Source organism: Citrobacter sedlakii, assembly GCF_018128425.1.
Taxonomy (GTDB): domain Bacteria; phylum Pseudomonadota; class Gammaproteobacteria; order Enterobacterales; family Enterobacteriaceae; genus Citrobacter_A; species Citrobacter_A sedlakii.
On sequence record NZ_CP071070.1, the window covers coordinates 2,107,877 to 2,132,077 of the forward strand.

Here is a 24,201-nt window from a genome sequence, read left to right on the forward strand (position 1 = left end):
CGGATAGGCTTTTACCGTGTTTTATTGATCGATAGACGTAAGAAGCCGCCGCTGATTTGAGCCGTTTTGTTTCTCATCCCACGCTGTTCTCCCTGTTCCTGCTGCTGGCGGGCGGTCACGCCTGCGCGCAATCTACGTTTATCCATCAGGCCGAGAATCCGTTCGATAATAATCAGGATGGTTTGCCCGACCTGGGAATGACCCCAACGTCAAACGAGGGGGAAAAGCATTTCGCGGAAATGATGAAGGCCTTTGGCGAAGCAAGTATGACCGATAACGGCCTGGATGCGGGCGAGCAGGCGAAACAGTTCGCCTTCGAACAGGTGCGCGACGCCCTCAGCGAGCAGGTGAACCAGCAACTGGAAACCTGGCTGTCGCCGTGGGGCAACGCCAGCGTCAATGTCCAGGTCGACAACGAAGGCAATTTCAACGGTAGCCGCGGAAGCTGGTTTATCCCCTGGCAGGATAACACCCGCTACCTCACCTGGAGTCAACTGGGCCTGACGCAACAGGACGATGGGCTGGTGAGCAATGTCGGTATCGGACAGCGTTGGGCGCGCGACGGCTGGTTGCTGGGCTATAACACCTTTTACGACAATCTTCTCGATGAAAACCTGCAGCGCGCAGGGCTGGGAGCGGAAGCGTGGGGGGAATATTTACGTCTGTCCGCGAATTATTACCAGCCGTTCGCCTCCTGGCAGACGCACACGGATACGCTGGAACAGCGGATGGCGCGCGGTTATGACCTCAGCGCGGAAATGCGTATGCCGTTCTACCAGCACCTCAATACCCGGGTCAGTGTGGAACAATATTTTGGCGACAGCGTCGATCTGTTTGACTCCGGGACGGGCTACCATAATCCGGTGGCGGTGAGTCTGGGGCTCAATTACACCCCGGTGCCGCTGGTCACGGTGACCGCCCAGCACAAGCAGGGCGAGAGCGGCGTCAGCCAGAACAATCTTGGCCTGAACCTCAATTATCGCTTCGGCGTACCGCTGAAAAAGCAATTGTCTGCCAGCGAAGTGGCGGCCAGTCAATCACTGCGCGGCAGTCGCTATGACAATCCACAGCGTAACAACCTGCCTACCATGGAATATCGCCAGCGCAAAACGTTGAGCGCGTTTCTGGCGACGCCGCCGTGGGATCTGCATGCCGGAGAAACGGTAGCGCTGAAACTCCAGGTGCGCAGTCTGCACGGAGTGCGCCACCTGACCTGGCAGGGCGATACCCAGGCGCTGAGCCTGACCTCCGGGCCTGATCCTGACAGCATTGATGGCTGGACGATCATTATGCCAGCATGGGACAGCAGTGAAGGGGCGACCAACCGCTGGCGGTTGTCGGTGGTGGTGGAAGACGAAAAAGGTCAGCGTGTCTCCTCCAATGAGATCACGCTTGCGCTGACGGAGCCGTTTATGGCGATGCCGGATGACGATCCGCGCTGGCGACTGCTCCCGGAGGAGTAATCAGAAGATGCGTTCCTGATGCACCCATACCGCGGCTTCTACACGCGATTTCAGCTTCATTTTTTTCAGCATATGTTTGACGTGAACTTTTACCGTGCTTTCGGTGATGTCCAGACGGCGGGCGATCATTTTATTTGGCAGAACCTGGGCGATGAGCTTCAGGATATCGCGCTCGCGCGGGGTAAGCTGGGTCACGTCGCGGTCAGAAGTGGCGCGGTTGGCGCGCAGGCTGGCGGCCAGCACTGGCGTTAACGCTTCGCTCAACACCATTTCGCCGGCGGCGGCCTGCTGTAAGGACTTCAACAGATCTTCCGGCTCCATATCTTTTAGCAGGTAGCCATCCGCGCCGCGTTTGAGCGCGGTGACCACGTCTTCTTCATGGTTTGAGACGCTGAACACCACGATACGGCCAGACAACGCCTTTTCCCGTAGCTTGTCGAGGGTTTCCAGACCGTTCATGCCAGGCATATTCAGGTCCAGCAGGATCAGATCCGGGTCAAGCGATTCCGCCAGTTCAATACCCTGTTCGCCATTGCTGGCCTCGCCGACCACGGTAATGTCCGCAGCCATGCTGACAAGCTGTTTGACGCCGGTCCGCAGCATCGGATGATCGTCGATGAGCAGGATGGTTGCCTGTTCCGGATTATTCATGGGTATCTCCTTGCACTTCAGTGAAGTATTTTTCGGGAATAAAGGTGACAGCGACTTCAGTGCCTCCCGTCTCGCGACGGCGCACCCGGCAATCACCGCGCAGGCTCTGGGCCCGGTCACGCATAATGATCATGCCATAATGATTGCTGCGTTCGGCGTTTTCAGGCACGCCGCAGCCGTTGTCCTGGACGGTTAATTTCACCTGCTTACCTTTTAGCGCCGCAGTGACGACCACTTCATCGGCCTGCGAATGTTTGAGCGCGTTGCTTAACGCTTCGCGGGCAATTTGCAGCAGGTGAATAGCCTGATGCGACGGCACCAGGCGGGGCGGCAACTGGTAATCCAGTTTTACCGTAAAGCCAAAGCGGGCACTGTATTCCTGGCAACTGGCTTCCAGCGCAGGACGCAGTCCAGGCTCGGTCAGCTGTAGCCGGAAAGTGGTTAACAGTTCGCGCAATTGCGCCCACGAAGCGTTCAGTTCATTGCGGATCTGGCTCAGCAACTCGCGGCTGCTTTCCGGTAACGTGTCACCCTGCATTTGCAAACAACTGACCTGCATCTTCATACAGGACAGCGATTGGGCAATGGAATCATGCAGTTCGCGCGCAATGGTTGCACGCTCTTCCATGACAATCAACTGCTGCTGGCGTTCCTGATGACGATCCAACGCCAGCGTAGCGGTAAGCTGTTCGACTAACGTGTCGACCAGTTGCTGCTGATCGTGGCTCAGGTGTCCGCCCGGCGGCAGGGTTGCCAGCAGAATGCCGTACTGGGTGTGGGTGTCGGTCAGACGCCATTTCAGGGTCATGCCGCCGTCACTCTCCGGCAATGTTCCGCGCGGACACAAATGGCAGCCCTTGTCGTCGCAGCTACTGTCAGACTGACAGGTAAATTCCTGATGATTATCTTCATCTTCCTGGTCATAAACCCGCAACTCAATGTCGTGCAGCAGCGTCAAGTTTTGCAGTCCATTCAGCACCGGCGAGAGCCGCTCGCACAGCGGTGCCTGCGAGTGCAGACGGCGGTTTGCCTGCCAGAGGAACGAAAGGATTTGATTCTTTTGCTCCAGCCCGGCGGTTTTCTCTTTTACCCGCTGCTCGAGAACTGAATAGCTTTCCGCCAGTTCGTCAGACATGTTGTTCAGCGCATCGCCGAGCATTGCCATCTCGTTACGTCCGCTGATGCGTGCGCGTTGGGTAAAGTCGCGATGGCTGACGGCGCGGGCCATCGACAGCAGCTGTTTCCAGGGTTGAAGCAAGCGCGCGCGTAACCAGATGATGGTAAAGACCAGCAGCAGCGCCATAAAAATCGCCATCATCCGATGTACCATCACCACGCGTTCGATACGCATTTCCGTGGTATGGTCAAACGCCGAAACCAGATTATCCAGACCGGTAACGAAGCGTCCGACGTCAGCGGCGACCGCCTCGCGGCTGTTGGCCTGTTGCAGACCGGGCAACAGCTCGCTGCGCCAGTATGCCTGTAAGGCCTTAAGCTGCGCCTGCTGGCCGTCGCGCTGCGCGGCGCGGCTTAGCTCCGGGCTAAATGCCGTCTGTTCCATCTCGTCCAGCAATTTCTGATCGTTACCCTGTAGCGGCACCGCGGCGAGCAGGCGATAGCTCTGCATGCGCAACGAACCGGCTTTGTTGATGGCGTGGGCACTGCCCTGAACGCCCTGTACCAGCCAGCCGGAAACAGCCATTCCCGCCATCCCAAGAGCCGTGGAGAGCATGACGATAAGCGCTACCTGGTTGACCAGCGTGAGCGGAGAGAGACAACGTTTAAGCATAAAACCTTCTTCCTTCAGGTCACTGGCTGCGGGGAGTCGTGACCCCAATGAATGACGATACTGCGGTTGAGGGCGGGCAGTGGCGTTATTCTCGGCTATCACCTGGAGTATACCCATACCTAAAACGAGTTACCTCTTAATTGCCGCGAGTGGCAGGGGTTTTGCGAAGGAGGGAGTAGGGTGACTCAGTATGGTGAAAAACCACATATTTTTTACCGATACGCGCTACTCACTTAGGGTGATCATCATTTTTTGGGCCGCAGAATGACGGCTTTTCCTTTGATTTATATCAACTTACCAAATCCCGTAAACCCTAAGGTGGCAGACATTAAATCGAGTATCAGAGGTGTCTATGAGTCATTCATCCGTCCCTGAAAGGGCATCTGGAGCAGTAATTACAGAATGGCGTCCGGAAGATCCGGCATTCTGGGCGCAACGGGGTCATCGCATCGCCAGCCGCAACCTGTGGATTTCCGTCCCTTGTCTGCTGCTGGCGTTTTGCGTATGGATGTTGTTCAGTGCTGTGGCGGTCAATTTGCCGAAGGTAGGATTTAACTTCACCACCGATCAGCTGTTTATGCTGACTGCGTTGCCGTCAGTTTCCGGCGCGCTGCTGCGTGTGCCGTACTCTTTCATGGTGCCGGTATTTGGCGGACGCCGCTGGACCGCCTTCAGCACCGGGATTTTGATTGTGCCGTGCGTATGGTTAGGGTTTGCGGTACAGGATACCTCCACGCCGTTCAGCACTTTTATTCTGATCTCTCTGCTGTGCGGTTTTGCCGGGGCTAACTTTGCCTCCAGTATGGCGAACATCAGCTTTTTCTTTCCAAAACAGAAGCAAGGTGGCGCGCTGGGTCTGAACGGTGGTCTCGGCAACATGGGCGTGAGCGTCATGCAACTGGTTGCGCCGCTGGTGGTATCGCTGTCCATTTTCGCCCTCTTCGGCAGTCACGGTGTTGAACAACCCGACGGTTCGCAGCTGTACCTGGCGAACGCCGCGTGGATTTGGGTGCCGTTCCTGGCCATTTTCACCCTGGCCGCATGGTTTGGTATGAATGAACTGGCGACTTCCAAAGCGTCTCTGAAAGAGCAGCTACCGGTCCTGAAACGCGGCCACTTGTGGATCATGAGCCTGCTGTATCTGGCGACGTTTGGCTCGTTCATCGGCTTTTCTGCCGGGTTTGCGATGCTGTCGAAAACTCAGTTCCCTGATGTACAGATTCTGCATTACGCCTTCTTTGGGCCGTTTATTGGCGCGCTGGCGCGCTCGGCGGGCGGGGCTATTTCCGACCGTCTCGGCGGTACCCGCGTCACGCTGGTGAACTTCGTGCTGATGGCGATATTCAGCGGTCTGTTGTTCCTGACGCTGCCCACAAACGGTACCGGCGGCAGCTTTATCGCCTTCTTTGTGGTGTTCCTTGCCTTGTTCATGACCGCCGGGCTGGGGAGCGGTTCAACGTTTCAGATGATCTCGGTGATTTTCCGTAAGCTGACGATGGACCGCGTAAAAGCGGAAGGCGGTTCGGAAGAAAAAGCGATGCGAGAAGCGGCTACCGACACGGCGGCAGCGCTGGGCTTTATCTCGGCCATTGGCGCGATTGGCGGTTTCTTTATCCCGAAAGCGTTCGGCACATCGCTTGCGTTAACCGGTTCGCCGGTTGGTGCAATGAAAGTGTTCCTGTTCTTCTATATCGCCTGCGTGGTTATCACCTGGCTGGTATATGGGCGCCATTCCAATAAATAAAAAAGTCGTTATTGATTATCCTTTGCGCGGTGTTAGACCGCGCTTTTTTTATCCTGCAATTAGTTACAACATACTGATAAATTTTTAGACGCTTAGCCTGTCGGTTACATCGGCGTAAAGGGGTCATGCAGGGGGCATACCCCTTAATACCCACCCCGGTAAAATTTAACATTTAGCGTAGTATTGGAAGAAAATATTTTCATTAAAAACATAAGGTTATATATTTTTGTTAAATCCCCCAAAAGGGGTATAACCAAATTTACCCGTCGTTTTGTTCCCGGTCTGCCTTGATCGTTATCAATTCCCACGTCCTTTCAGCGCGTTACCGTCAGCAGCAATTAAGCAATGTCGATTTATCAGAGAGCCGTCAGGCTCCCACAGGAGAGAACCGATGAGTAAATTCCTGGATCGGTTTCGCTACTTCAAGCAGAAGGGCGAAACCTTTGCCGATGGGCACGGCCAGCTTCTCGAAACTAACCGGGACTGGGAAGATGGATACAGAAGCCGCTGGCAGCACGATAAAATCGTGCGTTCGACGCACGGGGTGAACTGCACCGGCTCATGCAGCTGGAAAATCTACGTCAAGAACGGTCTGGTGACCTGGGAAACCCAGCAAACCGATTACCCGCGTACCCGTCCCGACATGCCGAACCACGAGCCGCGAGGCTGCCCGCGTGGGGCGAGCTACTCCTGGTATCTCTACAGCGCTAACCGACTGAAATATCCGCTGATGCGCAAACGTCTGATGAAGATGTGGCGTGAGGCGAAAAAACTGCACAGCGATCCGGTTGATGCCTGGGCATCCATCATTGAAGACGCCGACAAAGCAAAAAGCTTCAAGCAGGCGCGCGGTCGCGGCGGCTTCGTGCGTTCTTCCTGGCAGGAAGTGAATGAACTGATTGCGGCCTCGAACGTCTATACCGTTAAAACCTACGGCCCGGACCGCGTTGCGGGCTTCTCGCCGATCCCGGCGATGTCGATGGTCTCTTATGCCTCTGGCGCGCGTTATCTCTCTTTGATAGGCGGCACCTGCCTGAGCTTCTACGACTGGTATTGCGACCTGCCTCCGGCGTCTCCGCAGACCTGGGGCGAGCAGACCGACGTGCCGGAATCCGCCGACTGGTATAACTCCAGCTACATCATTGCCTGGGGATCCAACGTTCCGCAGACCCGTACTCCGGATGCCCACTTCTTTACAGAAGTGCGCTACAAAGGCACCAAGACCGTTGCGGTCACGCCGGACTATGCCGAGATCGCCAAGCTCTGTGATTTATGGCTGGCGCCGAAGCAGGGCACCGATGCGGCGATGGCGCTGGCGATGGGCCACGTTATGCTGCGCGAATTCCATCTCGACAACCCGAGCCAGTATTTTACTGACTATGTGCGTCGCTACACCGACATGCCGATGCTGGTGATGCTGGAAGAGCGCGACGGTTATTACGCCGCAGGCCGTATGCTGCGCGCCGCCGACCTCGTCGATGCGCTGGGCCAGGAAAACAATCCGCAGTGGAAAACTGTCGCCATGAACAGCAACGGCGACATGGTGGCGCCGAACGGCTCAATTGGTTTCCGCTGGGGCGAAAAAGGCAAATGGAACCTCGAGCAGCGCGATGGGACGACCGGCGCTGAGACAGAATTGCAACTGAGCCTGCTGGGCAGCCAGGACGAGATCGCCGAAGTTGGCTTCCCGTACTTTGGCGGGGAAGGCACAGAACATTTCAACAAAGTTGAACTGGAAAACGTTCTGTTGCACAAACTGCCGGCCAAACGTCTGCAACTGGCGGACGGCACCTCTGCGCTGGTCACCACCGTGTACGACCTGACGATGGCCAACTATGGTCTGGAGCGTGGCCTGAACGACGCCAACTGCGCGACCAGCTAGGACGACATTAAAGCGTACACTCCGGCGTGGGCTGAGCAAATCACCGGTGTCCCACGCGCGCACATCGTGCGCATCGCCCGTGAATTTGCCGATAATGCCGATAAAACCCACGGTCGTTCAATGATCATTGTTGGCGCCGGGCTGAACCACTGGTATCACCTCGATATGAACTATCGCGGTTTGATCAATATGCTGGTGTTCTGCGGTTGTATTGGCCAGAGCGGCGGCGGTTGGGCGCACTATGTCGGCCAGGAAAAACTGCGTCCGCAGACCGGCTGGCAGCCGCTGGCCTTTGCGCTCGACTGGCAGCGTCCAGCGCGCCATATGAACAGCACCTCTTATTTCTACAATCACTCCAGCCAGTGGCGCTACGAAACGGTCACCGCGCAGGAATTGCTGTCGCCGCTGGCGGACAAATCCCGCTATAGCGGGCATCTGATCGACTTCAACGTGCGCGCTGAGCGTATGGGGTGGTTGCCGTCGGCGCCGCAGTTGGGCACCAACCCGCTGACCATCGCAGAAGAAGCCAAAAAAGCAGGCATGACGCCGGTCGATTACACCGTTAAATCGCTTAAAGACGGCTCAATTCGCTTTGCGGCCGAACAGCCGGAAAACGGTAAAAACCATCCGCGTAACCTGTTTATCTGGCGCTCCAACCTGCTGGGGTCTTCCGGTAAGGGCCATGAGTACATGCTCAAGTATCTGCTCGGTACCGAAAACGGGATTCAGGGGAAAGATCTGGGACAGCAGGGCGGCGTGAAGCCGGAAGAAGTCGAATGGCGGGACAATGGCCTCGACGGCAAGCTGGATCTGGTGGTGACGCTGGATTTCCGTCTGTCGAGCACCTGTCTGTACTCCGACATCGTGTTGCCGACCGCGACCTGGTACGAAAAAGACGACATGAATACCTCGGATATGCATCCGTTTATTCATCCGCTTTCCGCCGCCGTCGACCCGGCCTGGGAATCAAAAAGCGACTGGGAAATCTATAAAGGCATCGCGAAAAAATTCTCTGAGGTGTGCGTCGGCCATCTCGGCCAGGAAACAGACGTCGTCACGCTGCCGATCCAGCATGACTCAGCCGCCGAGCTGGCGCAGCCGCTGGACGTGAAGGACTGGAAAAAAGGCGAATGCGACCTGATTCCGGGCGTCACCGCGCCGCACATCATGACCGTGGAGCGCGACTATCCGGCAACCTATGAGCGTTTCACCTCTATCGGCCCGCTGATGGAGAAAATCGGTAACGGCGGTAAAGGCATCGCGTGGAATACCCAAAGCGAAATGGATCTGCTGCGCAAGCTCAATTACACCAAGGCAGAGGGGCCGGCGAAAGGCCAGCCGATGCTCAACACAGCGATTGATGCGGCAGAGATGATCCTGACGCTGGCGCCGGAAACCAACGGTCAGGTGGCGGTTAAAGCCTGGGCGGCGCTCAGCGAGTTTACCGGTCGTGACCATACGCATCTGGCGACAAATAAAGAGGAAGAGAAAATTCGCTTCCGCGATATTCAGGCGCAGCCGCGTAAGATCATCTCCAGCCCGACCTGGTCTGGCCTGGAAGATGAGCACGTGTCCTATAACGCCGGCTACACCAACGTTCACGAGCTGATTCCGTGGCGAACCCTGTCTGGTCGCCAGTCGCTGTATCAGGATCACCAGTGGATGCGTGATTTTGGCGAAAGCCTGCTGGTTTACCGTCCGCCAATCGACACCCGTTCGGTGAAAGCGGTCATGGGCGAGAAATCCAACGGTAACCCGGAAAAAGCGCTCAACTTCCTGACGCCGCACCAGAAGTGGGGTATCCACTCTACCTACAGCGACAACCTGCTGATGCTGACGCTCTCTCGCGGCGGTCCGATTGTCTGGATGAGCGAAATCGATGCGAAAGATCTGGGGATTGAAGATAACGACTGGATCGAAGTGTTTAACAGCAACGGTGCGCTGACCGCGCGCGCAGTCGTCAGCCAGCGCGTGCCTGCGGGGATGACCATGATGTACCACGCGCAGGAACGTATCGTGAACCTGCCGGGCTCGGAAATCACGCAGCAGCGCGGCGGGATCCACAACTCGGTTACCCGTATTACGCCGAAACCAACCCATATGATCGGGGGTTATGCGCAACTGGCCTACGGTTTTAACTACTACGGCACCGTCGGCTCTAACCGCGATGAATTTGTGGTGGTACGTAAGATGAAGAACATTAACTGGTTGGATGGCGAAGGCAATGACCAGGTACAGGAGAGCGTAAAATGAAAATTCGTTCACAAGTCGGCATGGTGCTGAATCTCGATAAGTGCATCGGCTGCCACACCTGTTCAGTGACCTGTAAAAACGTCTGGACCAGTCGTGAAGGCATGGAATACGCCTGGTTCAACAATGTGGAAAGCAAACCGGGCGTCGGCTTCCCGAACGACTGGGAAAACCAGGAGAAATGGAAGGGCGGCTGGATCCGTAAAATCAACGGCAAACTGCAGCCGCGCATGGGTAACCGTGCGATGCTGCTCGGTAAAATTTTCGCCAACCCGCATCTGCCGGGCATTGATGATTACTATGAGCCGTTTGACTACGACTATCAGAATCTGCATACCGCGCCGGAAAGTAAACACCAGCCGATCGCCCGTCCGCGCTCGCTGATCACCGGCCAGCGGATGGACAAGATCACCAGCGGCCCGAACTGGGAGGAGATTCTGGGCGGCGAGTTTGAAAAACGCGCCAAAGACCAGAACTTCGAAAACATGCAGAAGGCGATGTACGGCCAGTTCGAAAACACCTTCATGATGTACCTGCCGCGTCTGTGCGAACACTGCCTGAACCCGGCATGTGTGGCGACTTGTCCGAGCGGCGCCATTTATAAGCGTGAAGAAGACGGCATCGTGCTGATCGACCAGGACAAGTGCCGCGGCTGGCGTATGTGCATCACCGGCTGCCCGTACAAAAAAATCTACTTCAACTGGAAGAGCGGCAAGTCAGAGAAGTGCATCTTCTGTTACCCGCGTATCGAAGCCGGTCAGCCGACTGTGTGCTCTGAAACCTGTGTCGGTCGTATCCGCTACCTCGGCGTGCTGTTGTACGACGCCGATGCGATTGAGAATGCCGCCAGCACCGAAAACGAGAAGGACCTGTATCAGCGTCAGCTTGATGTGTTCCTCGATCCGAACGATCCGGCAGTGATCGAACAGGCGCTGAAAGACGGCGTGCCGCAGAGCGTGATTGACGCGGCGCAGCAGTCGCCGGTGTACAAAATGGCGATGGACTGGAAGCTGGCGCTGCCGCTACATCCGGAATACCGTACGCTGCCGATGGTCTGGTATGTGCCGCCGCTGTCGCCGATTCAGTCTGCCGCGGATGCGGGCGAACTGGGCAGCAACGGTATTCTGCCGGACGTGGAGAGCCTGCGTATTCCGGTTCAGTACCTGGCGAATCTGCTGACGGCAGGGGATACCCAGCCGGTGCTGCTGGCGCTGAAACGTATGTTGGCGATGCGTCATTACAAACGTGCGGAAACCGTAGACGGCAAAGCGGATACTCGCGCGCTGGAAGAAGTGGGCTTAAGTGAAGCGCAGGCTCAGGAGATGTATCGTTATCTGGCGATCGCTAACTACGAAGATCGTTTTGTGGTGCCGAGCAGCCACCGTGAACTGGCGCGTGATGCGTTCCCGGAGAAAAGCGGCTGTGGCTTTACCTTCGGCGACGGCTGCCACGGTTCTGACAGCAAGTTCAACCTGTTCAACAGTCGCCGCATTGATGCCATCGATGTGACCAGCAAAACGGAGTCGCACCAATGATTGAACTCGTCATTGTTTCGCGTCTGCTCGAGTACCCTGATGCTGCCCTGTGGCAGCATCAGCGGGAGCTTTACGAAGCACTCGCGTCATCGGAAAACCTCGATAAAGAGGATGCGCATCAGCTCAGCGTTTTCCTGCGTGATTTAACCGCACAGGACATGCTGGATGTGCAGGCCAGTTACAGCGAACTGTTTGACCGCGGGCGCGCCACGTCGCTGCTGCTGTTTGAACATGTGCACGGCGAGTCACGCGATCGTGGTCAGGCGATGGTTGACCTGATGGCGCAGTATGAGCAGCACGGGTTGCAACTCGACAGCCGCGAATTGCCGGATCATCTGCCGCTGTATCTCGAATACCTGGCGCAGTTGCCGAAAAACGAGGCGCTGGGCGGTTTGCAGGATATCGCGCCGATTCTGGCGTTGCTGAGCGCGCGCTTGCAACAGCGTGAAAGCCGCTATGCGGTGCTGTTCGACCTGCTGCTGAAGCTGGCGAAGACCACCATCGACAGCGACAAAGTCGCCGAAAAAATTGCGGATGAAGTGCGCGACGATACGCCGCAGGCGCTTGATGCGGTCTGGGAAGAAGAGCAGGTGAAATTCTTTGCCGATCAGGGCTGCGGCGAGTCGGAAATCGCTGCTCACCAACGTCGTTTTGCTGGCGCCGTCGCGCCGCAATACCTGAATATCACCACCGGAGGACAGCAATAATGCACTTCCTGAATATGTTCTTCTTTGATATCTACCCGTACATCGCCGGGTCGGTCTTTCTGATTGGCAGTTGGCTACGCTATGACTATGGTCAGTACACCTGGCGTGCCGCATCCAGCCAGATGCTGGATCGCAAGGGGATGAACCTGGCGTCTAACCTGTTCCATTTCGGCATTTTGGGGATCTTTGCCGGTCACTTTCTCGGTATGTTAACGCCTCACTGGATGTATGAATCCTTCCTGCCTGTCGACGTAAAGCAAAAGATGGCGATGATCGGTGGCGGGGCGGCGGGTCTGATGACCCTGGTCGGCGGCGTACTGCTGCTGAAACGCCGTCTGTTCAGTCCACGCGTACGGGCAACGACCACTGGCGCAGATATTCTGATCCTGTCGCTGCTGGTGATTCAGTGCGCGCTGGGGCTGCTGACGATACCGTTCTCCGCTCAGCATATGGACGGTAGCGAGATGATGAAGCTGGTCGGCTGGGCGCAGTCTGTCGTGACTTTCCACGGTGGCGCCTCGGCGCATCTTGACGGCGTGGCGTTTATTTTCCGTCTGCACCTGGTACTCGGGATGACGCTATTCCTGCTGTTCCCGTTCTCCCGTCTCGTGCATATCTGGAGCGCGCCGGTAGAGTACCTGACGCGCAAATACCAGATTGTGCGTGCACGTCGCTGATTCGATGGCTGTCTGATGATAAACCCTGCTTCGGCGGGGTTTTTTGTTTTCAGTGAAAGCGTCGGATGGCGGCTGCGCCTCGCCCTTCGGGTCGTTGCCTGCGGCAACGCTTTCTCGCTGTGCTCGAATCGAACCTTAGTCGAAGCTTCTCATCCTTCCCCGCAATGGAAGAACATAAGGCATTGTGCTTTAGGGTAGTATTGGGATATTTGGAAGTGATGGTGGTGGGGGAAGGATTACCCGGCGCGTTGCGCCTTGCCCTTCGGGTCGTTGCCTGTGGCAACGCTTTCTCGCTACGCTCGAATCGAACCTTAGTCGAAGCTTCTCATCCTTCCCCGCAATGGAAGAACATAAGGCATTGTGCTTTAGGGTGGTATTGGGATATTTGGAAGTGATGGTGGTGGGGGAAGGATTCGAACCTTCGAAGTCTGTGACGGCAGATTTACAGTCTGCTCCCTTTGGCCGCTCGGGAACCCCACCAGGGGTAATTCATCGTTTGAGGTACAGCTCGGAAATGGTGGTGGGGGAAGGATTCGAACCTTCGAAGTCGATGACGGCAGATTTACAGTCTGCTCCCTTTGGCCGCTCGGGAACCCCACCACGGGGTAAAGCATTTACTGGCCTGCTTCCTTTTGGGAAGCGGGGCGCATCATATCAAATGACGCGCCACTGTAAAGCATTCCGGTGACAAAAATGAACTGGTTGCCTGATTTTTGCCCGTAAAGACGCAAAGGTAACCAATTCATTTCGCTGCCGATTAAAGAATGATCGTTCGGTTACCGTACACAAAGACGCGCTGGGCCAGTACCTGATACAACGCGCGGCTCAGCACGTTCTTCTCTACGTCACGACCCGCGCGCATCATATCCTCCGCGGTATAGGTATGATCCACGTGGATTACGTCCTGCATGATAATAGGGCCTTCATCCAGATTGTCGTTGACATAGTGCGCTGTCGCGCCAATGATTTTTACGCCGCGCTCGTAGGCCTGGTGGTACGGACGCGCGCCGATAAAGGCAGGCAGGAACGAGTGATGAATATTGATGATCTTGTTCGGGAAACGCGCGACGAACGCTGGCGTCAGTACCCGCATGTATTTTGCCAGCACGACGTAGTCCGGCTGGTGCGCGTCAATGGCGTCCGCCATCTGCTTATCATGCTCTTCACGAGTCAGGCCCTCATGGCTGACCAGCTCGAAAGGAATCTCAAAACGCTCCACTAAAGAACGCAGGGTCTCGTGGTTGCCTATCACAGCGGCAATTTCAACATCCAGTCCGCCATAATTGGCTTTCATTAGCAGATCGCCCAGACAATGCGCTTCTTTCGTGACCAGAATCACCACACGACGACGTCCTGCCGGATTCAACTCGCGAATGGAGCCTTCAGGCAATGCGCTGTCGAGATCGGCCAACAGCGTGGCGTCGTTAAAAATTCCTTCCAGTTCGGTACGCATAAAAAAACGTCCGGTGCGGTGGTCTACGAACTCATTGTTCTGCACAATGTTCAGTTCGTGCTTGTAGCAAATATTAGTAATACGCGCGATAAGGCCCTTTTGATCCGGGCAAATAGTACGAAGCACTTTGCGTTGTAATGAATGCATTTGCAGCGGTAATCCTGTTGAGAATGTTTGCATAAGGAATGCTGTCGGGCGTTACTGACCGCAGCATTTTTTGAATTTTTTACCTGATCCGCAGGGGCAGGCGTCATTTCGTCCAATTTGTGGGCGTGTGCCGTCTATATAGTACCACTGACCGTTTTCTTTTAAAAAACGAGAACGTTCAAGGATGACGCCCGCTTTGCCGTTTTCACGAAAACGGGCGACAAAGCTGACGTAGCCGAGTTCATCGCTTTCGGCGCCGCTCTGTTCAAACACGGTTAAGCCGAGCCATTCGGTACTGGCGAACCCGGCGCTTATCTCTTCGCGGAACGCCGCGGCATTGCAGTCCGGATGCCAGGTTTTGATTAAATAATCTGCGTCTTTCATCACAAAAGCGCAGTAGCGAGAACGCATGAGATGTGACGGATCGGGCGCAACTTGCTCGCCAGACACATATTGGTGGCAACATAGGCTATACTCGACAGCGCTACCGCAGGGACAAAGCTGTGACACGAATAGTCTCCCTGATAAAAAAACAGCGGATAAAAAGTCCAGGTGGCGCTATGTTAACTGAGCGATGGAGATGTTGCTACGCTCGAAAGCCAGGGGAAGTTTGTAGGTCACATGAGAAAGATGAAAATAGGTCTGGCGCTGGGGTCTGGTGCGGCGCGGGGCTGGTCACATATTGGTGTCATCAAAGCGCTCAGGCACATGGGCATTGATATTGACATCGTCGCCGGCTGTTCCATCGGTTCGTTAGTCGGCGCGGCGTATGCCAGTGATAAATTACCTGCGCTGGAAAAGTGGGTTTGCTCGTTCAGCTACTGGGATGTCCTTCGCCTGATGGATCTCTCATGGCGACGGGGAGGACTGCTGCGCGGCGAGCGCGTGTTCAATCACTATCGTAATATCATGCCGGTGGAGACTATCGAACAGTGCTCGCGGCGTTTCGCCACAGTCGCCACTAACCTCAGTACCGGTCGCGAACTGTGGTTTACCGAAGGCGATCTGCATCTTGCGGTACGGGCCTCCTGCAGTATTCCTGGTCTGATGTCTCCTGTCGCACATAAGGGATACTGGCTGGTGGACGGCGGTGTGGTAAATCCCGTTCCTGTTTCACTGACCCGCGCCATGGGCGCCGATATCGTGATTGCCGTTGATCTGCAGCACGATGCGCATCTGATGCAACAAGATCTCCTCTCACCGAATGTCAACGGCGACGGCGCTGAGACTGACGTTGAAGGCCAGTCCTGGCGTGCGCGCTTAAAAGAACGTTTGGGCAGTATGACGGCACGACGTGTAGTGTCCGCGCCAACCGCGATGGAAATCATGACGACGTCTATCCAGATTCTGGAAAATCGTCTTAAGCGTAACCGCATGGCAGGCGATCCGCCTGACATATTAATACAACCGTTCTGTCCACAAATATCCACACTGGATTTTCATCGTGCCCATGCCGCCATTGAAGCAGGGCGGCTTGCGGTGGAAAAAAAGATGGACGAACTATTACCTCTGGTGCGTGCTGAAGTTTGACGCATCTTTTTTATCTACACTTAAGCAAATTCTGACAGGCAGGTGTGGCAATACCATGCCACTATTGATCAAAGCCAGTCAGGGGAGAGAACATGACGCAGCCATTGGTCGGGAAACAGATTCTTATCGTTGAGGATGAGCCGGTATTTCGCTCGCTTCTGGATTCGTGGTTTTCCTCATTGGGAGCGACAACGGCACTGGCGAGTGATGGGGTTGAGGCACTGGAGCGTTTTGATGAATTCACGCCCGATCTCATGATATGCGATCTTGCGATGCCGAGAATGAACGGACTCAAACTTGTCGAGCAATTACGTAACCGTGGGGACCAGACGCCGATACTGGTTATCTCCGCGACGGAAAATATGGCCGATATTGCTAAGGCGCTACGGTTGGGGGTCGATGACGTATTGCTAAAGCCGGTAAAGGATCTCAATCGTCTTCGCGAAACCGTCTTCGCCTGTCTTTATCCCAATATGTTCAATTCGCGGGTGGAAGAAGAAGAAAGGCTGTTCCGCGACTGGGATGCGATGGTTGGCGATCCGACTGCCGCCAGAAAATTACTGCAGGAGCTGCAGCCGCCGGTGCAGCAGGTTATTTCTCGCTGCCGGGTGAATTACCGGCAGTTAGTCTCAGCGGATAAACCGGGGCTGGTTCTGGATATCGCGCCGCTGTCGGACAACGATTTGGCTTTTTATTGTCTGGACGTAACACGCGCAGGGGATAATGGCGTACTGGCGGCATTACTCCTGCGGGCGTTATTTAATGGTCTGTTGCAGGAGCAGCTCGGGCATCAGAATCAACGCCTGCCTGAATTGGGCGCAGTGCTAAAACAGGTGAACCATCTGCTCCGCCAGGCCAATTTACCCGGTCAATTTCCGCTGCTGGTGGGGTATTACCATAGCGGGATAAAAAATCTGATACTGGTTTCTGCCGGGTTGAATGCAACATTAAATACCGGCTCACATAATGTACAAATCAGTAATGGCGTTCCGCTTGGGACGTTAGGAAATACTTATCTCAACCAAATTAGCCAGCGCTGCGAGTCGTGGCAATGTCAAATTTGGGGAGCAGGCGGCAGGTTGCGTCTTATGTTGTCTGCGGAATGAACGATCGGGCAGGCGCAAGCAAATTGCTTTACCCTGCCTTTCTCTGCCGGTGTTACTATCGGCGCCAGTTTTATACGTATTTGTCTTAATTATACGCATGCGCATCCTTTTCGGACCTGAGGCTTCTGTCAGTGCTGATATACTCGATGCGGTACAGATTGATGAACACGTTCAATACATGAACAGTCCAGGAGAATTTAAATGGCTGCCATTAACTCGAAAGTCAAAAAAGCCGTTATCCCGGTAGCGGGATTAGGAACCAGGATGTTACCGGCGACAAAAGCGATCCCGAAAGAGATGTTGCCGCTGGTTGATAAGCCATTAATTCAGTATGTCGTTAACGAATGTATTGCTGCGGGCATCACTGAAATTGTGCTGGTGACTCACTCTTCGAAAAATTCGATCGAAAACCATTTTGATACCAGTTTTGAACTGGAAGCGATGCTGGAAAAACGTGTTAAGCGTCAGCTGCTCGAAGAGGTACAGTCTATTTGCCCACCGCACGTAACGATTATGCAGGTACGTCAGGGGCTGGCAAAAGGGTTAGGTCATGCCGTATTGTGCGCGCATCCCGTCGTGGGTAACGAGCCTGTCGCGGTTATTCTGCCGGACGTTATTCTGGATGAGTACGAATCCGATCTCTCTCAGGATAACCTGGCCGAAATGATTCGCCGTTTTGACGAAACCGGTAATAGCCAGATTATGGTGGAACCGGTCGATGACGTAACCGCTTATGGTGTCGTAGACTGCAAAGGCGTTGAATTAACCCCGGGCGAGAGCGTTCCGATGGTTGGCGTGGTAGAGAAGCCGAAAGCGGACGTCGCGCCGTCTAATCTGGCGATTGTGGGCCGTTATGTCCTGAGCGCAGATATCTGGCCACTGCTGGCGAAAACGCCTCCGGGAGCCGGTGACGAGATTCAGCTGACCGATGCAATCGACATGCTGATCGAAAAAGAAACCGTTGAAGCTTACCATATGAAAGGCAAGAGCCATGACTGTGGCAATAAATTAGGCTACATGCAGGCGTTTGTGGAATATGGTATCCGCCATAATTCTCTGGGTAGCGAATTTAAGGCCTGGCTTGAAGACGAAGTGGGTATTAAGCGGTAACCGGACGTTATAATTAACGTGATTAAGCGGCGCGGCACTCCAGCGCCGTTTTTTATGCGCCGCATCTGGGGATTTTGGGAAATTACAGGCAAAAAAAATCCCGCGAGACGCGGGATTTCAGGCAAGTAAATACCGATTATTCCTTGATCAGGAAGTCTTCCAGCTGTTTACCTTGCTCTTCCATTGCTTTTTTGATCACTGCCGGAGTACGGCCCTGGCCGGTCCAGGTTTTGGTTTCGCCGTTTTCGTCAACGTAGCTATATTTAGCCGGACGTGCTGCACGTTTAGCTTTAGTGCCGGATTTAACCGCAGCCATGCTATTCAGCAGTTCATTCGGGTCAATGCCATCAGCAATCAGCATTTCGCGGTATTGCTGCAGTTTACGAGTGCGTTCTTCAACTTCAGCCGCTGCCGCGCTTTCTTCTTCACGACGCTCGTTAACAACAACTTCTAATTTTTCCAGCATTTCTTCCAGCGTTTCCAGGGTGCATTCTCTTGCCTGCGCACGAAGAGTACGGATGTTGTTCAGAATTTTAAGTGCTTCGCTCATTTTAGTAATCTCAAACTTATATTGGGGTGGTTTGTTGAGCTAATAATAGAGCGTTAAATTCAGATGTGCAATAGCCAGGAATGTAAGGAATTCAAAATTGCGCTTTATTTTTTGCCCCCAATTAATATCCGAACTTAAAATTTTCTTGAAGGAACGCACAAAAAAGAGCTTATTGGCAGAGCGGTTACTCCTTTTTTTACCCGACGGCGGACGGATTCAGCTCACATTTTATGTGGCGAAATAGTTACGCATTTCAGTGATTTCAACCTTTTGTATTAGTTTCCCACGGGGCTATACGCTATTACTTTGCAAGAGTTATGTAGAACAGTAACAATAAGTACAGGGTTTCCATTTAGCTGGCGTTGATAAGCGCTATTGATGTATATCGCGTCTGCAATATCGCAACAATGGGATTTGTCGCCTGATGTTTGTTCAATTGTTAATTCGTATTTTCCTTACGGTCGCCGTCGCAACGTGAACGCGCGGAAGGCGGAAGCGTGCATTCCGCCACCCGTTAACGCGCTATCCGGCGCTGAACAACGGGAAATTATGGTACACTCGGCCCCGTCTTTATTCACTCTGGTGAGGGTCTGTGGCCGATGGCGCAGCTATATTTCTACTATTCAGCAATGAATGCAGGTAAGTCGACTGCCTTACTGCAATCTTCCTACAATTATCAGGAACGTGGGATGCGCACCGTCGTATATACCGCGGAAATAGACGACCGTTTTGGCGCAGGAAAAGTCAGTTCGCGTATAGGGTTGTCATCTCCTGCCAAATTGTTTAATCAACAGTCATCTTTGTATGCAGAGATTGCCGCTGATAATGCGCGCGAGCCGATACACTGTGTGCTGGTTGATGAATGTCAGTTTTTAACTCGCCAGCAGGTTTATGAATTATCGGAAGTTGTTGACCAACTCGACATTCCGGTGCTGTGTTACGGCTTGCGCACCGATTTTCGCGGTGAACTGTTTACGGGCAGTCAGTATCTGCTTGCATGGTCAGATAAGCTGGTTGAATTAAAAACGATCTGCTTCTGTGGTCGTAAGGCGAGTAGGGTATTACGCCTTGACCAGGCAGGCAGACCGTATAATGAAGGGGAGCAGGTGGTGATTGGCGGCAATGAGCGCTATGTCTCCGTTTGCCGTAAGCATTATAAAGAGGCGCTGGAAGAAGGCTCTCTGACGGCGATACAGGAACGTCACTGTCACCGTTAAGCTGCCCGCAGAGGGCGACTGAGAAGCCCTGACGGCATTCTTGTGAGCATAGCGTGTGCAGTAGTGGATCAGCCATAAAAAAGCGGCCTCATTAGAGGCCGCTTTTAGTATGCTTTCGCAGAACCGCAATTAGGCGGATTTCTTCGCTTTTTTGTCAGCTTTTGGAGCCACAACGGCTTCAGCTTTTGCGGTTACGCCTTCGCTGAACTCACGACCGTAGTAGGTATCCAGCAGAATCTGTTTCAGCTCGGAGATCAGCGGGTAGCGCGGGTTAGCGCCGGTGCACTGGTCGTCGAAGGCATCTTCAGACAGCTTGTCAACGTGAGCCAGGAAGTCTGCTTCCTGAACGCCGGCTTCGCGGATAGACTTCGGAATACCCAGTTCAGCTTTCAGGCTTTCCAGCCAGGCCAACAGTTTCTCGATCTTCGCCGCAGTACGGTCGCCCGGTGCGCTCAGACCCAGATGGTCAGCGATTTCAGCATAACGACGACGCGCCTGCGGACGGTCGTACTGGCTGAATGCCGTCTGCTTGGTCGGGTTGTCGTTGGCGTTATAACGGATAACGTTGCTGATCAACAGGGCGTTCGCCAGACCGTGTGGAATGTGGAACTGGGAGCCCAGTTTGTGCGCCATGGAGTGGCACACGCCGAGGAAGGCGTTAGCAAACGCGATACCGGCAATGGTCGCGGCGCTATGTACGCGTTCACGGGCAACCGGGTTTTTCGAACCTTCGTTGTAAGACGCCGGCAGGTTTTCTTTCAGCAGTTTCAGCGCCTGAAGCGCCTGACCGTCAGAGAACTCAGACGCCAGCACGGATACGTAGGCTTCCAGGGCGTGAGTCACCGCATCCAGACCACCGAACGCACACAGTGACTTCGGCATATCCATCACCAGGTTAGCGTCGACAATCGCCATATCCGGCGTCAGCGCGTAGTCTGCCAGCGGATATTTCTGACCGGTCGCGTCGTCGGTTACCACCGCAAACGGCGTCACTTCTGAACCGGTACCGGACGTGGTGGTGACGGCGATCATTTTCGCTTTCACACCCATTTTCGGGAACTTATAGATACGTTTACGGATATCCATAAAGCGCAGCGCCAGTTCTTCGAAGTGGGTTTCCGGATGTTCGTACATCACCCACATGATTTTCGCCGCATCCATCGGGGAGCCGCCGCCCAGCGCGATGATCACGTCTGGTTTGAAGGAGTTGGCCAGTTCAGCGCCTTTACGTACAACGCTCAGGGTTGGGTCAGCTTCCACTTCAAAGAACACTTCGGTTTCAACGCCAGCCGCTTTCAGCACAGAAGTGATCTGGTCTGCATAGCCGTTGTTGAACAGGAAGCGGTCGGTCACGATGAGCGCACGTTTGTGGCCATCGGTAATCACTTCATCCAGCGCGATCGGCAGGGAGCCACGGCGGAAGTAGATAGATTTCGGAAGTTTGTGCCACAACATGTTTTCAGCTCGCTTAGCAACGGTTTTCTTGTTGATCAGGTGTTTTGGACCAACGTTTTCAGAGATGGAGTTACCACCCCATGAACCACAACCCAGCGTCAGGGACGGTGCGAGTTTAAAGTTGTACAGATCGCCGATACCGCCCTGAGAAGCCGGGGTGTTGATCAGGATACGGGCGGTTTTCATCATCTGACCGAAGTAAGCGACGCGTTCCGGCTGGTTGTCCTGGTCGGTGTACAGGCAGGAGGTATGACCGATACCGCCCATTGCCACCAGCTTCTCGGCTTTGTCCACCGCATCTTCGAAATCTTTCGCGCGGTACATTGCCAGGGTCGGGGACAGTTTTTCGTGTGCGAACGGCTCGCTTTCGTCAACCACTTTGACTTCGCCAATCAGGATTTTGGTGGTTGCCGGTACGGAGAAGCCTGCCAGTTCAGCGATTTTATACGCTGGCTGACCTACGATAGCGGCGTTCAGCGCGCCATTTTTCAGGATAACGTCCTGAACGGCTTTCAGCTCTTTGCCCTGCAGCATGTAGCCGCCGTGGCTGGCGAAGCGTTCGCGAACCGCATCATAAACAGAATCAACAACAACGACTGACTGCTCAGACGCACAGATAACGCCGTTATCAAAGGTTTTGGACATCAGCACGGACGCAACGGCACGTTTGATGTCGGCGGTTTCGTCGATAACAACAGGCGTGTTACCCGCGCCCACGCCGATGGCTGGTTTACCGGAGCTGTAGGCCGCTTTCACCATACCCGGACCGCCGGTCGCGAGGATCAGGTTGATGTCCGGGTGGTGCATCAGGGCGTTGGACAGCTCTACCGAAGGCTGGTCGATCCAGCCGATCAGATCTTTTGGCGCACCGGCAGCGATGGCCGCCTGCAGTACGATATCCGCCGCTTTGTTGGTGGCGTCTTTGGCACGCGGGTGCGGAGAGAAGATGATGGCGTTACGGGTCTTCAGGCTGATCAGCGATTTGAAGATAGCTGTGGAGGTTGGGTTAGTGGTCGGTACGATACCGCAGATGATACCGATCGGTTCAGCGATGGTAATCGTCCCGAAAGTGTCGTCTTCTGACAGCACACCGCAGGTCTTTTCATCTTTATAGGCATTGTAGATGTATTCGGAAGCAAAGTGGTTTTTGATCACTTTATCTTCAACGATACCCATGCCGGATTCGGCTACGGCCATTTTGGCGAGGGGGATACGGGCATCTGCGGCTGCCAGAGCGGCGGCGCGGAAGATTTTGTCGACCTGTTCTTGAGTGAAACTGGCATATTCACGCTGGGCTTTTTTGACGCGCTCGACGAGTGCGTTAAGTTCAGCGACATTAGTAACAGCCATAATGCTCTCCTGATAATGTTAAACTTTTTTAGTAAATCATCTGCGCGATACGTGAGTATAGACAGAGGGCATAAGTTTGTATAACAACCGAAAAATCAAATGGTTACTTAACGTCCAGTTCGCTCTGATTTACTAAAAGAGCTTATACGTCAGCGTCATCTAACTCTAACGCGTTACTTCCAGGTGGCGTAAGCAAGGTTACTCACTTCTGGGTAGCGATTACGTGATCCAGATCAAAATTTCGCAAAGCTGACACCTTTCAGCAGGGCATTTTAGCGCTAAACGTTAAGTGTTGATTAATTGTATAGGTGAATGCTCTTTAAGTTAGCATAATTAATACATATTAATAACACTCAGGAAAGGGAGCAATTTTGCGTGAAGCAGGTGAAAAGTGCTGTGAAAAGGCGTATCTTCAGCACGGTTTTTACCCTTTACTCTTTGATTAACTTTATACGGCTAACGCTGCGGAGCTAACCGTGACTCAAACGCTGTTTGATTTTCCTGTTTATTTTAAATTTTTCATAGGGTTATTTGCGTTAGTGAACCCAGTCGGGATTATCCCCGTCTTTATCAGCATGACCAGCTACCAGACGGCGGCGGCACGTAATAAGACCAACCTGACGGCGAACCTGTCCGTTGCCATCATTTTGTGGACCTCTTTGTTCCTTGGCGATGGCATTCTCCAGGTCTTTGGCATTTCTATCGACTCATTCCGTATTGCTGGCGGCATTCTGGTCGTGACCATCGCCATGTCGATGATCAGCGGTAAGCTGGGGGAAGATAAACAGAACAAACAGGAAAAATCAGAAACGGCGATTCGGGAAAGCGTGGGCGTAGTGCCGCTGGCGCTGCCGTTAATGGCGGGGCCGGGGGCGATCAGTTCCACTATCGTCTGGGGAACCCGCTACCATAGCCTGATGTATTTGTTTGGCTTCTTTATTGCCATTGCGCTCTTCGCGCTTTGCTGCTGGGGATTGTTTCGCATGGCGCCGTGGCTGGTGCGCGTCCTCGGGCAAACCGGAATTAACGTGATTACGCGTATTATGGGTCTGCTGCTCATGGCGTTGGGCATCGAATTTATCGTTACCGGTATTAAGGCGATATTCCCCGGTCTGTTAAGTTAATACCTTTCAAATGAAAGAATAGGCGGAGCATTAATGGCTCCGTTTTTCTCCCGTCATTATTTTCACTTTCCGTTGCGCTTGTACTGCAGTCGTTCGTCTGCGGTATAGATACCATTTATTTATTGCATTGATTTAGCAGAGATTCTCTACAAAAGGCTGGTGCACAAGGTGTAAATTTTTTCACATCACAATCCGGGACTTGATGAAGGATTATTGAAATGTTATTAGTTATTTCAATGACCTCTCAGATGAATGTGCTAAATAATAAACAATTGTTAATTTTTTGTGCATTTGAGTTCATGGGTGAAAGCGCAGGATGTCAAAATCAGTTAATTATAGATTACATGTTATTTAACAGTAAGTTATGCGTTAATTCGCGGTTTTGATGCGTTCTGTTGGGGCGGTTTTTTTTCTACAAAAGAGAATTGCTTAACAAATCTGTAAATTGTATTGGCGGACGA

16 protein-coding genes, 2 tRNA genes, 2 other RNA genes and 1 pseudogene are annotated in these 24,201 nt (G+C 53.8%); 11 read left to right on the forward strand and 10 right to left on the reverse strand.

Annotated elements, in window-relative coordinates; translation table 11 throughout:
* Positions 1-56 precede the first annotated feature (56 nt).
* Positions 57-1,463, forward strand: coding sequence for a YchO/YchP family invasin (locus tag JY391_RS10085; protein WP_211935671.1), 1,407 nt, complete (start codon positions 57-59; stop codon positions 1,461-1,463).
* On the opposite strand, the gene narL is transcribed toward JY391_RS10085, so the two are convergent.
* Both narL and narX read right to left on the reverse strand, forming a co-directional pair.
* A complete protein-coding gene (gene narL, locus JY391_RS10090; RefSeq protein ID WP_211935672.1) occupies positions 1,464-2,114 on the reverse strand; it encodes a two-component system response regulator NarL in 651 nt (216 codons plus the stop codon).
* On the reverse strand, positions 2,107-3,903 hold the full coding sequence (gene narX / locus JY391_RS10095) for a nitrate/nitrite two-component system sensor histidine kinase NarX (RefSeq protein ID WP_199957889.1): 1,797 nt from the start codon (positions 3,901-3,903) through the stop codon (positions 2,107-2,109). The genes narL and narX overlap by 8 nt, the downstream gene beginning before the upstream one ends.
* Before the next feature lie 352 nt (positions 3,904-4,255).
* Here narX and JY391_RS10100 point away from each other — a divergent pair, with 352 nt between their 5' ends.
* The 5 genes and pseudogenes from JY391_RS10100 (at position 4,256) to narI (ending at position 12,698) form a co-directional block, all read left to right on the forward strand.
* Positions 4,256-5,647 carry a NarK family nitrate/nitrite MFS transporter gene (locus tag JY391_RS10100; RefSeq protein WP_042283584.1) on the forward strand — a complete coding sequence of 464 codons (1,392 nt, stop codon included), beginning with the start codon at positions 4,256-4,258 and terminating at the stop codon, positions 5,645-5,647.
* A 391-nt stretch (positions 5,648-6,038) separates the two neighbouring features.
* Positions 6,039-9,782, forward strand: a pseudogene (locus JY391_RS10105) (nitrate reductase subunit alpha).
* Complete coding sequence (gene narH / locus JY391_RS10110; protein WP_181823082.1) at positions 9,779-11,314, forward strand: nitrate reductase subunit beta; 1,536 nt, start codon at positions 9,779-9,781, stop codon at positions 11,312-11,314. Before JY391_RS10105 ends, narH begins: the two are co-directional and overlap by 4 nt.
* Positions 11,311-12,021 (forward strand): nitrate reductase molybdenum cofactor assembly chaperone, encoded by a 711-nt coding sequence (gene narJ / locus JY391_RS10115; RefSeq protein ID WP_211935673.1) that lies wholly within the window; start codon positions 11,311-11,313, stop codon positions 12,019-12,021. Before narH ends, narJ begins: the two co-directional genes overlap by 4 nt.
* The gene (narI, locus tag JY391_RS10120) at positions 12,021-12,698 is read left to right on the forward strand and encodes a respiratory nitrate reductase subunit gamma (protein WP_042283575.1); all 678 of its coding nucleotides are present in this window, start codon (positions 12,021-12,023) and stop codon (positions 12,696-12,698) included. Before narJ ends, narI begins: the two co-directional genes overlap by 1 nt.
* A 49-nt stretch (positions 12,699-12,747) precedes the next feature.
* Here narI and JY391_RS10125 read toward each other — a convergent pair.
* From JY391_RS10125 to JY391_RS10150, 6 genes are all read right to left on the reverse strand, one after another.
* A non-coding RNA gene (locus tag JY391_RS10125) (RtT sRNA) lies at positions 12,748-12,872 on the reverse strand.
* A gap of 45 nt (positions 12,873-12,917) precedes the next feature.
* Positions 12,918-13,048, reverse strand: a non-coding RNA gene (locus JY391_RS10130) — RtT sRNA.
* Positions 13,049-13,093: 45 nt separating this feature from the next.
* Positions 13,094-13,178 (reverse strand) — tRNA-Tyr (locus JY391_RS10135).
* Between the two features lie 35 nt (positions 13,179-13,213).
* A tRNA-Tyr gene (locus JY391_RS10140) sits at positions 13,214-13,298 on the reverse strand.
* Between the two features lie 157 nt (positions 13,299-13,455).
* The gene (purU, locus tag JY391_RS10145) at positions 13,456-14,298 is read right to left on the reverse strand and encodes a formyltetrahydrofolate deformylase (protein ID WP_042283572.1); all 843 of its coding nucleotides are present in this window, start codon (positions 14,296-14,298) and stop codon (positions 13,456-13,458) included.
* A gap of 51 nt (positions 14,299-14,349) precedes the next feature.
* Positions 14,350-14,808 (reverse strand): YchJ family protein, encoded by a 459-nt coding sequence (locus JY391_RS10150; protein WP_211935674.1) that lies wholly within the window; start codon positions 14,806-14,808, stop codon positions 14,350-14,352.
* Positions 14,809-14,919: 111 nt separating this feature from the next.
* Between JY391_RS10150 and rssA the strand changes: the two genes are divergently transcribed.
* The 3 genes from rssA (at position 14,920) to galU (ending at position 18,044) form a co-directional block, all read left to right on the forward strand.
* Positions 14,920-15,828 carry a patatin-like phospholipase RssA gene (gene rssA / locus JY391_RS10155; protein ID WP_211935675.1) on the forward strand — a complete coding sequence of 303 codons (909 nt, stop codon included), beginning with the start codon at positions 14,920-14,922 and terminating at the stop codon, positions 15,826-15,828.
* A gap of 92 nt (positions 15,829-15,920) precedes the next feature.
* Positions 15,921-16,934, forward strand: a complete 1,014-nt coding sequence (gene rssB, locus JY391_RS10160) for a two-component system response regulator RssB (protein WP_042283560.1) — start codon at positions 15,921-15,923, stop codon at positions 16,932-16,934.
* 201 nt (positions 16,935-17,135) lie between these two features.
* Complete coding sequence (gene galU, locus JY391_RS10165; RefSeq protein WP_042283556.1) at positions 17,136-18,044, forward strand: UTP--glucose-1-phosphate uridylyltransferase GalU; 909 nt, start codon at positions 17,136-17,138, stop codon at positions 18,042-18,044.
* A gap of 136 nt (positions 18,045-18,180) precedes the next feature.
* On the opposite strand, the gene hns is transcribed toward galU, so the two are convergent.
* Positions 18,181-18,594 (reverse strand): histone-like nucleoid-structuring protein H-NS, encoded by a 414-nt coding sequence (gene hns / locus JY391_RS10170; RefSeq protein ID WP_012906011.1) that lies wholly within the window; start codon positions 18,592-18,594, stop codon positions 18,181-18,183.
* Between the two features lie 599 nt (positions 18,595-19,193).
* Between hns and tdk the strand changes: the two genes are divergently transcribed.
* Positions 19,194-19,811, forward strand: a complete 618-nt coding sequence (gene tdk, locus JY391_RS10175) for a thymidine kinase (RefSeq protein WP_205612093.1) — start codon at positions 19,194-19,196, stop codon at positions 19,809-19,811.
* Positions 19,812-19,940: 129 nt separating this feature from the next.
* Here tdk and adhE read toward each other — a convergent pair whose 3' ends face one another.
* Positions 19,941-22,616: a bifunctional acetaldehyde-CoA/alcohol dehydrogenase gene (gene adhE, locus JY391_RS10180; protein WP_211935676.1), complete on the reverse strand. Its 2,676-nt coding sequence runs from the start codon at positions 22,614-22,616 to the stop codon at positions 19,941-19,943.
* Between the two features lie 476 nt (positions 22,617-23,092).
* On the opposite strand from adhE, the gene JY391_RS10185 reads away from it, so the two are divergent.
* Positions 23,093-23,740, forward strand: coding sequence for a YchE family NAAT transporter (locus JY391_RS10185; protein WP_042283539.1), 648 nt, complete (start codon positions 23,093-23,095; stop codon positions 23,738-23,740).
* Positions 23,741-24,201: the final 461 nt, after the last annotated feature.

What these genes read in the sequence shown, in the direction of transcription:
- narI (WP_042283575.1), top strand. Translation starts at nt 12,021, where the DNA reads ATGCACTTCCTGAATATGTTCTTCTTTGATATCTACCCGTACATCGCC.
- tdk (WP_205612093.1), top strand. Translation starts at nt 19,194, where the DNA reads ATGGCGCAGCTATATTTCTACTATTCAGCAATGAATGCAGGTAAGTCG.
- adhE (WP_211935676.1), bottom strand. Translation starts at nt 22,616, where the DNA reads ATGGCTGTTACTAATGTCGCTGAACTTAACGCACTCGTCGAGCGCGTC.
- galU (WP_042283556.1), top strand. Translation starts at nt 17,136, where the DNA reads ATGGCTGCCATTAACTCGAAAGTCAAAAAAGCCGTTATCCCGGTAGCG.
- rssA (WP_211935675.1), top strand. Translation starts at nt 14,920, where the DNA reads ATGAGAAAGATGAAAATAGGTCTGGCGCTGGGGTCTGGTGCGGCGCGG.
- narJ (WP_211935673.1), top strand. Translation starts at nt 11,311, where the DNA reads ATGATTGAACTCGTCATTGTTTCGCGTCTGCTCGAGTACCCTGATGCT.
- JY391_RS10100 (WP_042283584.1), top strand. Translation starts at nt 4,256, where the DNA reads ATGAGTCATTCATCCGTCCCTGAAAGGGCATCTGGAGCAGTAATTACA.
- hns (WP_012906011.1), bottom strand. Translation starts at nt 18,594, where the DNA reads ATGAGCGAAGCACTTAAAATTCTGAACAACATCCGTACTCTTCGTGCG.
- narL (WP_211935672.1), bottom strand. Translation starts at nt 2,114, where the DNA reads ATGAATAATCCGGAACAGGCAACCATCCTGCTCATCGACGATCATCCG.
- rssB (WP_042283560.1), top strand. Translation starts at nt 15,921, where the DNA reads ATGACGCAGCCATTGGTCGGGAAACAGATTCTTATCGTTGAGGATGAG.
- narX (WP_199957889.1), bottom strand. Translation starts at nt 3,903, where the DNA reads ATGCTTAAACGTTGTCTCTCTCCGCTCACGCTGGTCAACCAGGTAGCG.
- purU (WP_042283572.1), bottom strand. Translation starts at nt 14,298, where the DNA reads ATGCATTCATTACAACGCAAAGTGCTTCGTACTATTTGCCCGGATCAA.
- narH (WP_181823082.1), top strand. Translation starts at nt 9,779, where the DNA reads ATGAAAATTCGTTCACAAGTCGGCATGGTGCTGAATCTCGATAAGTGC.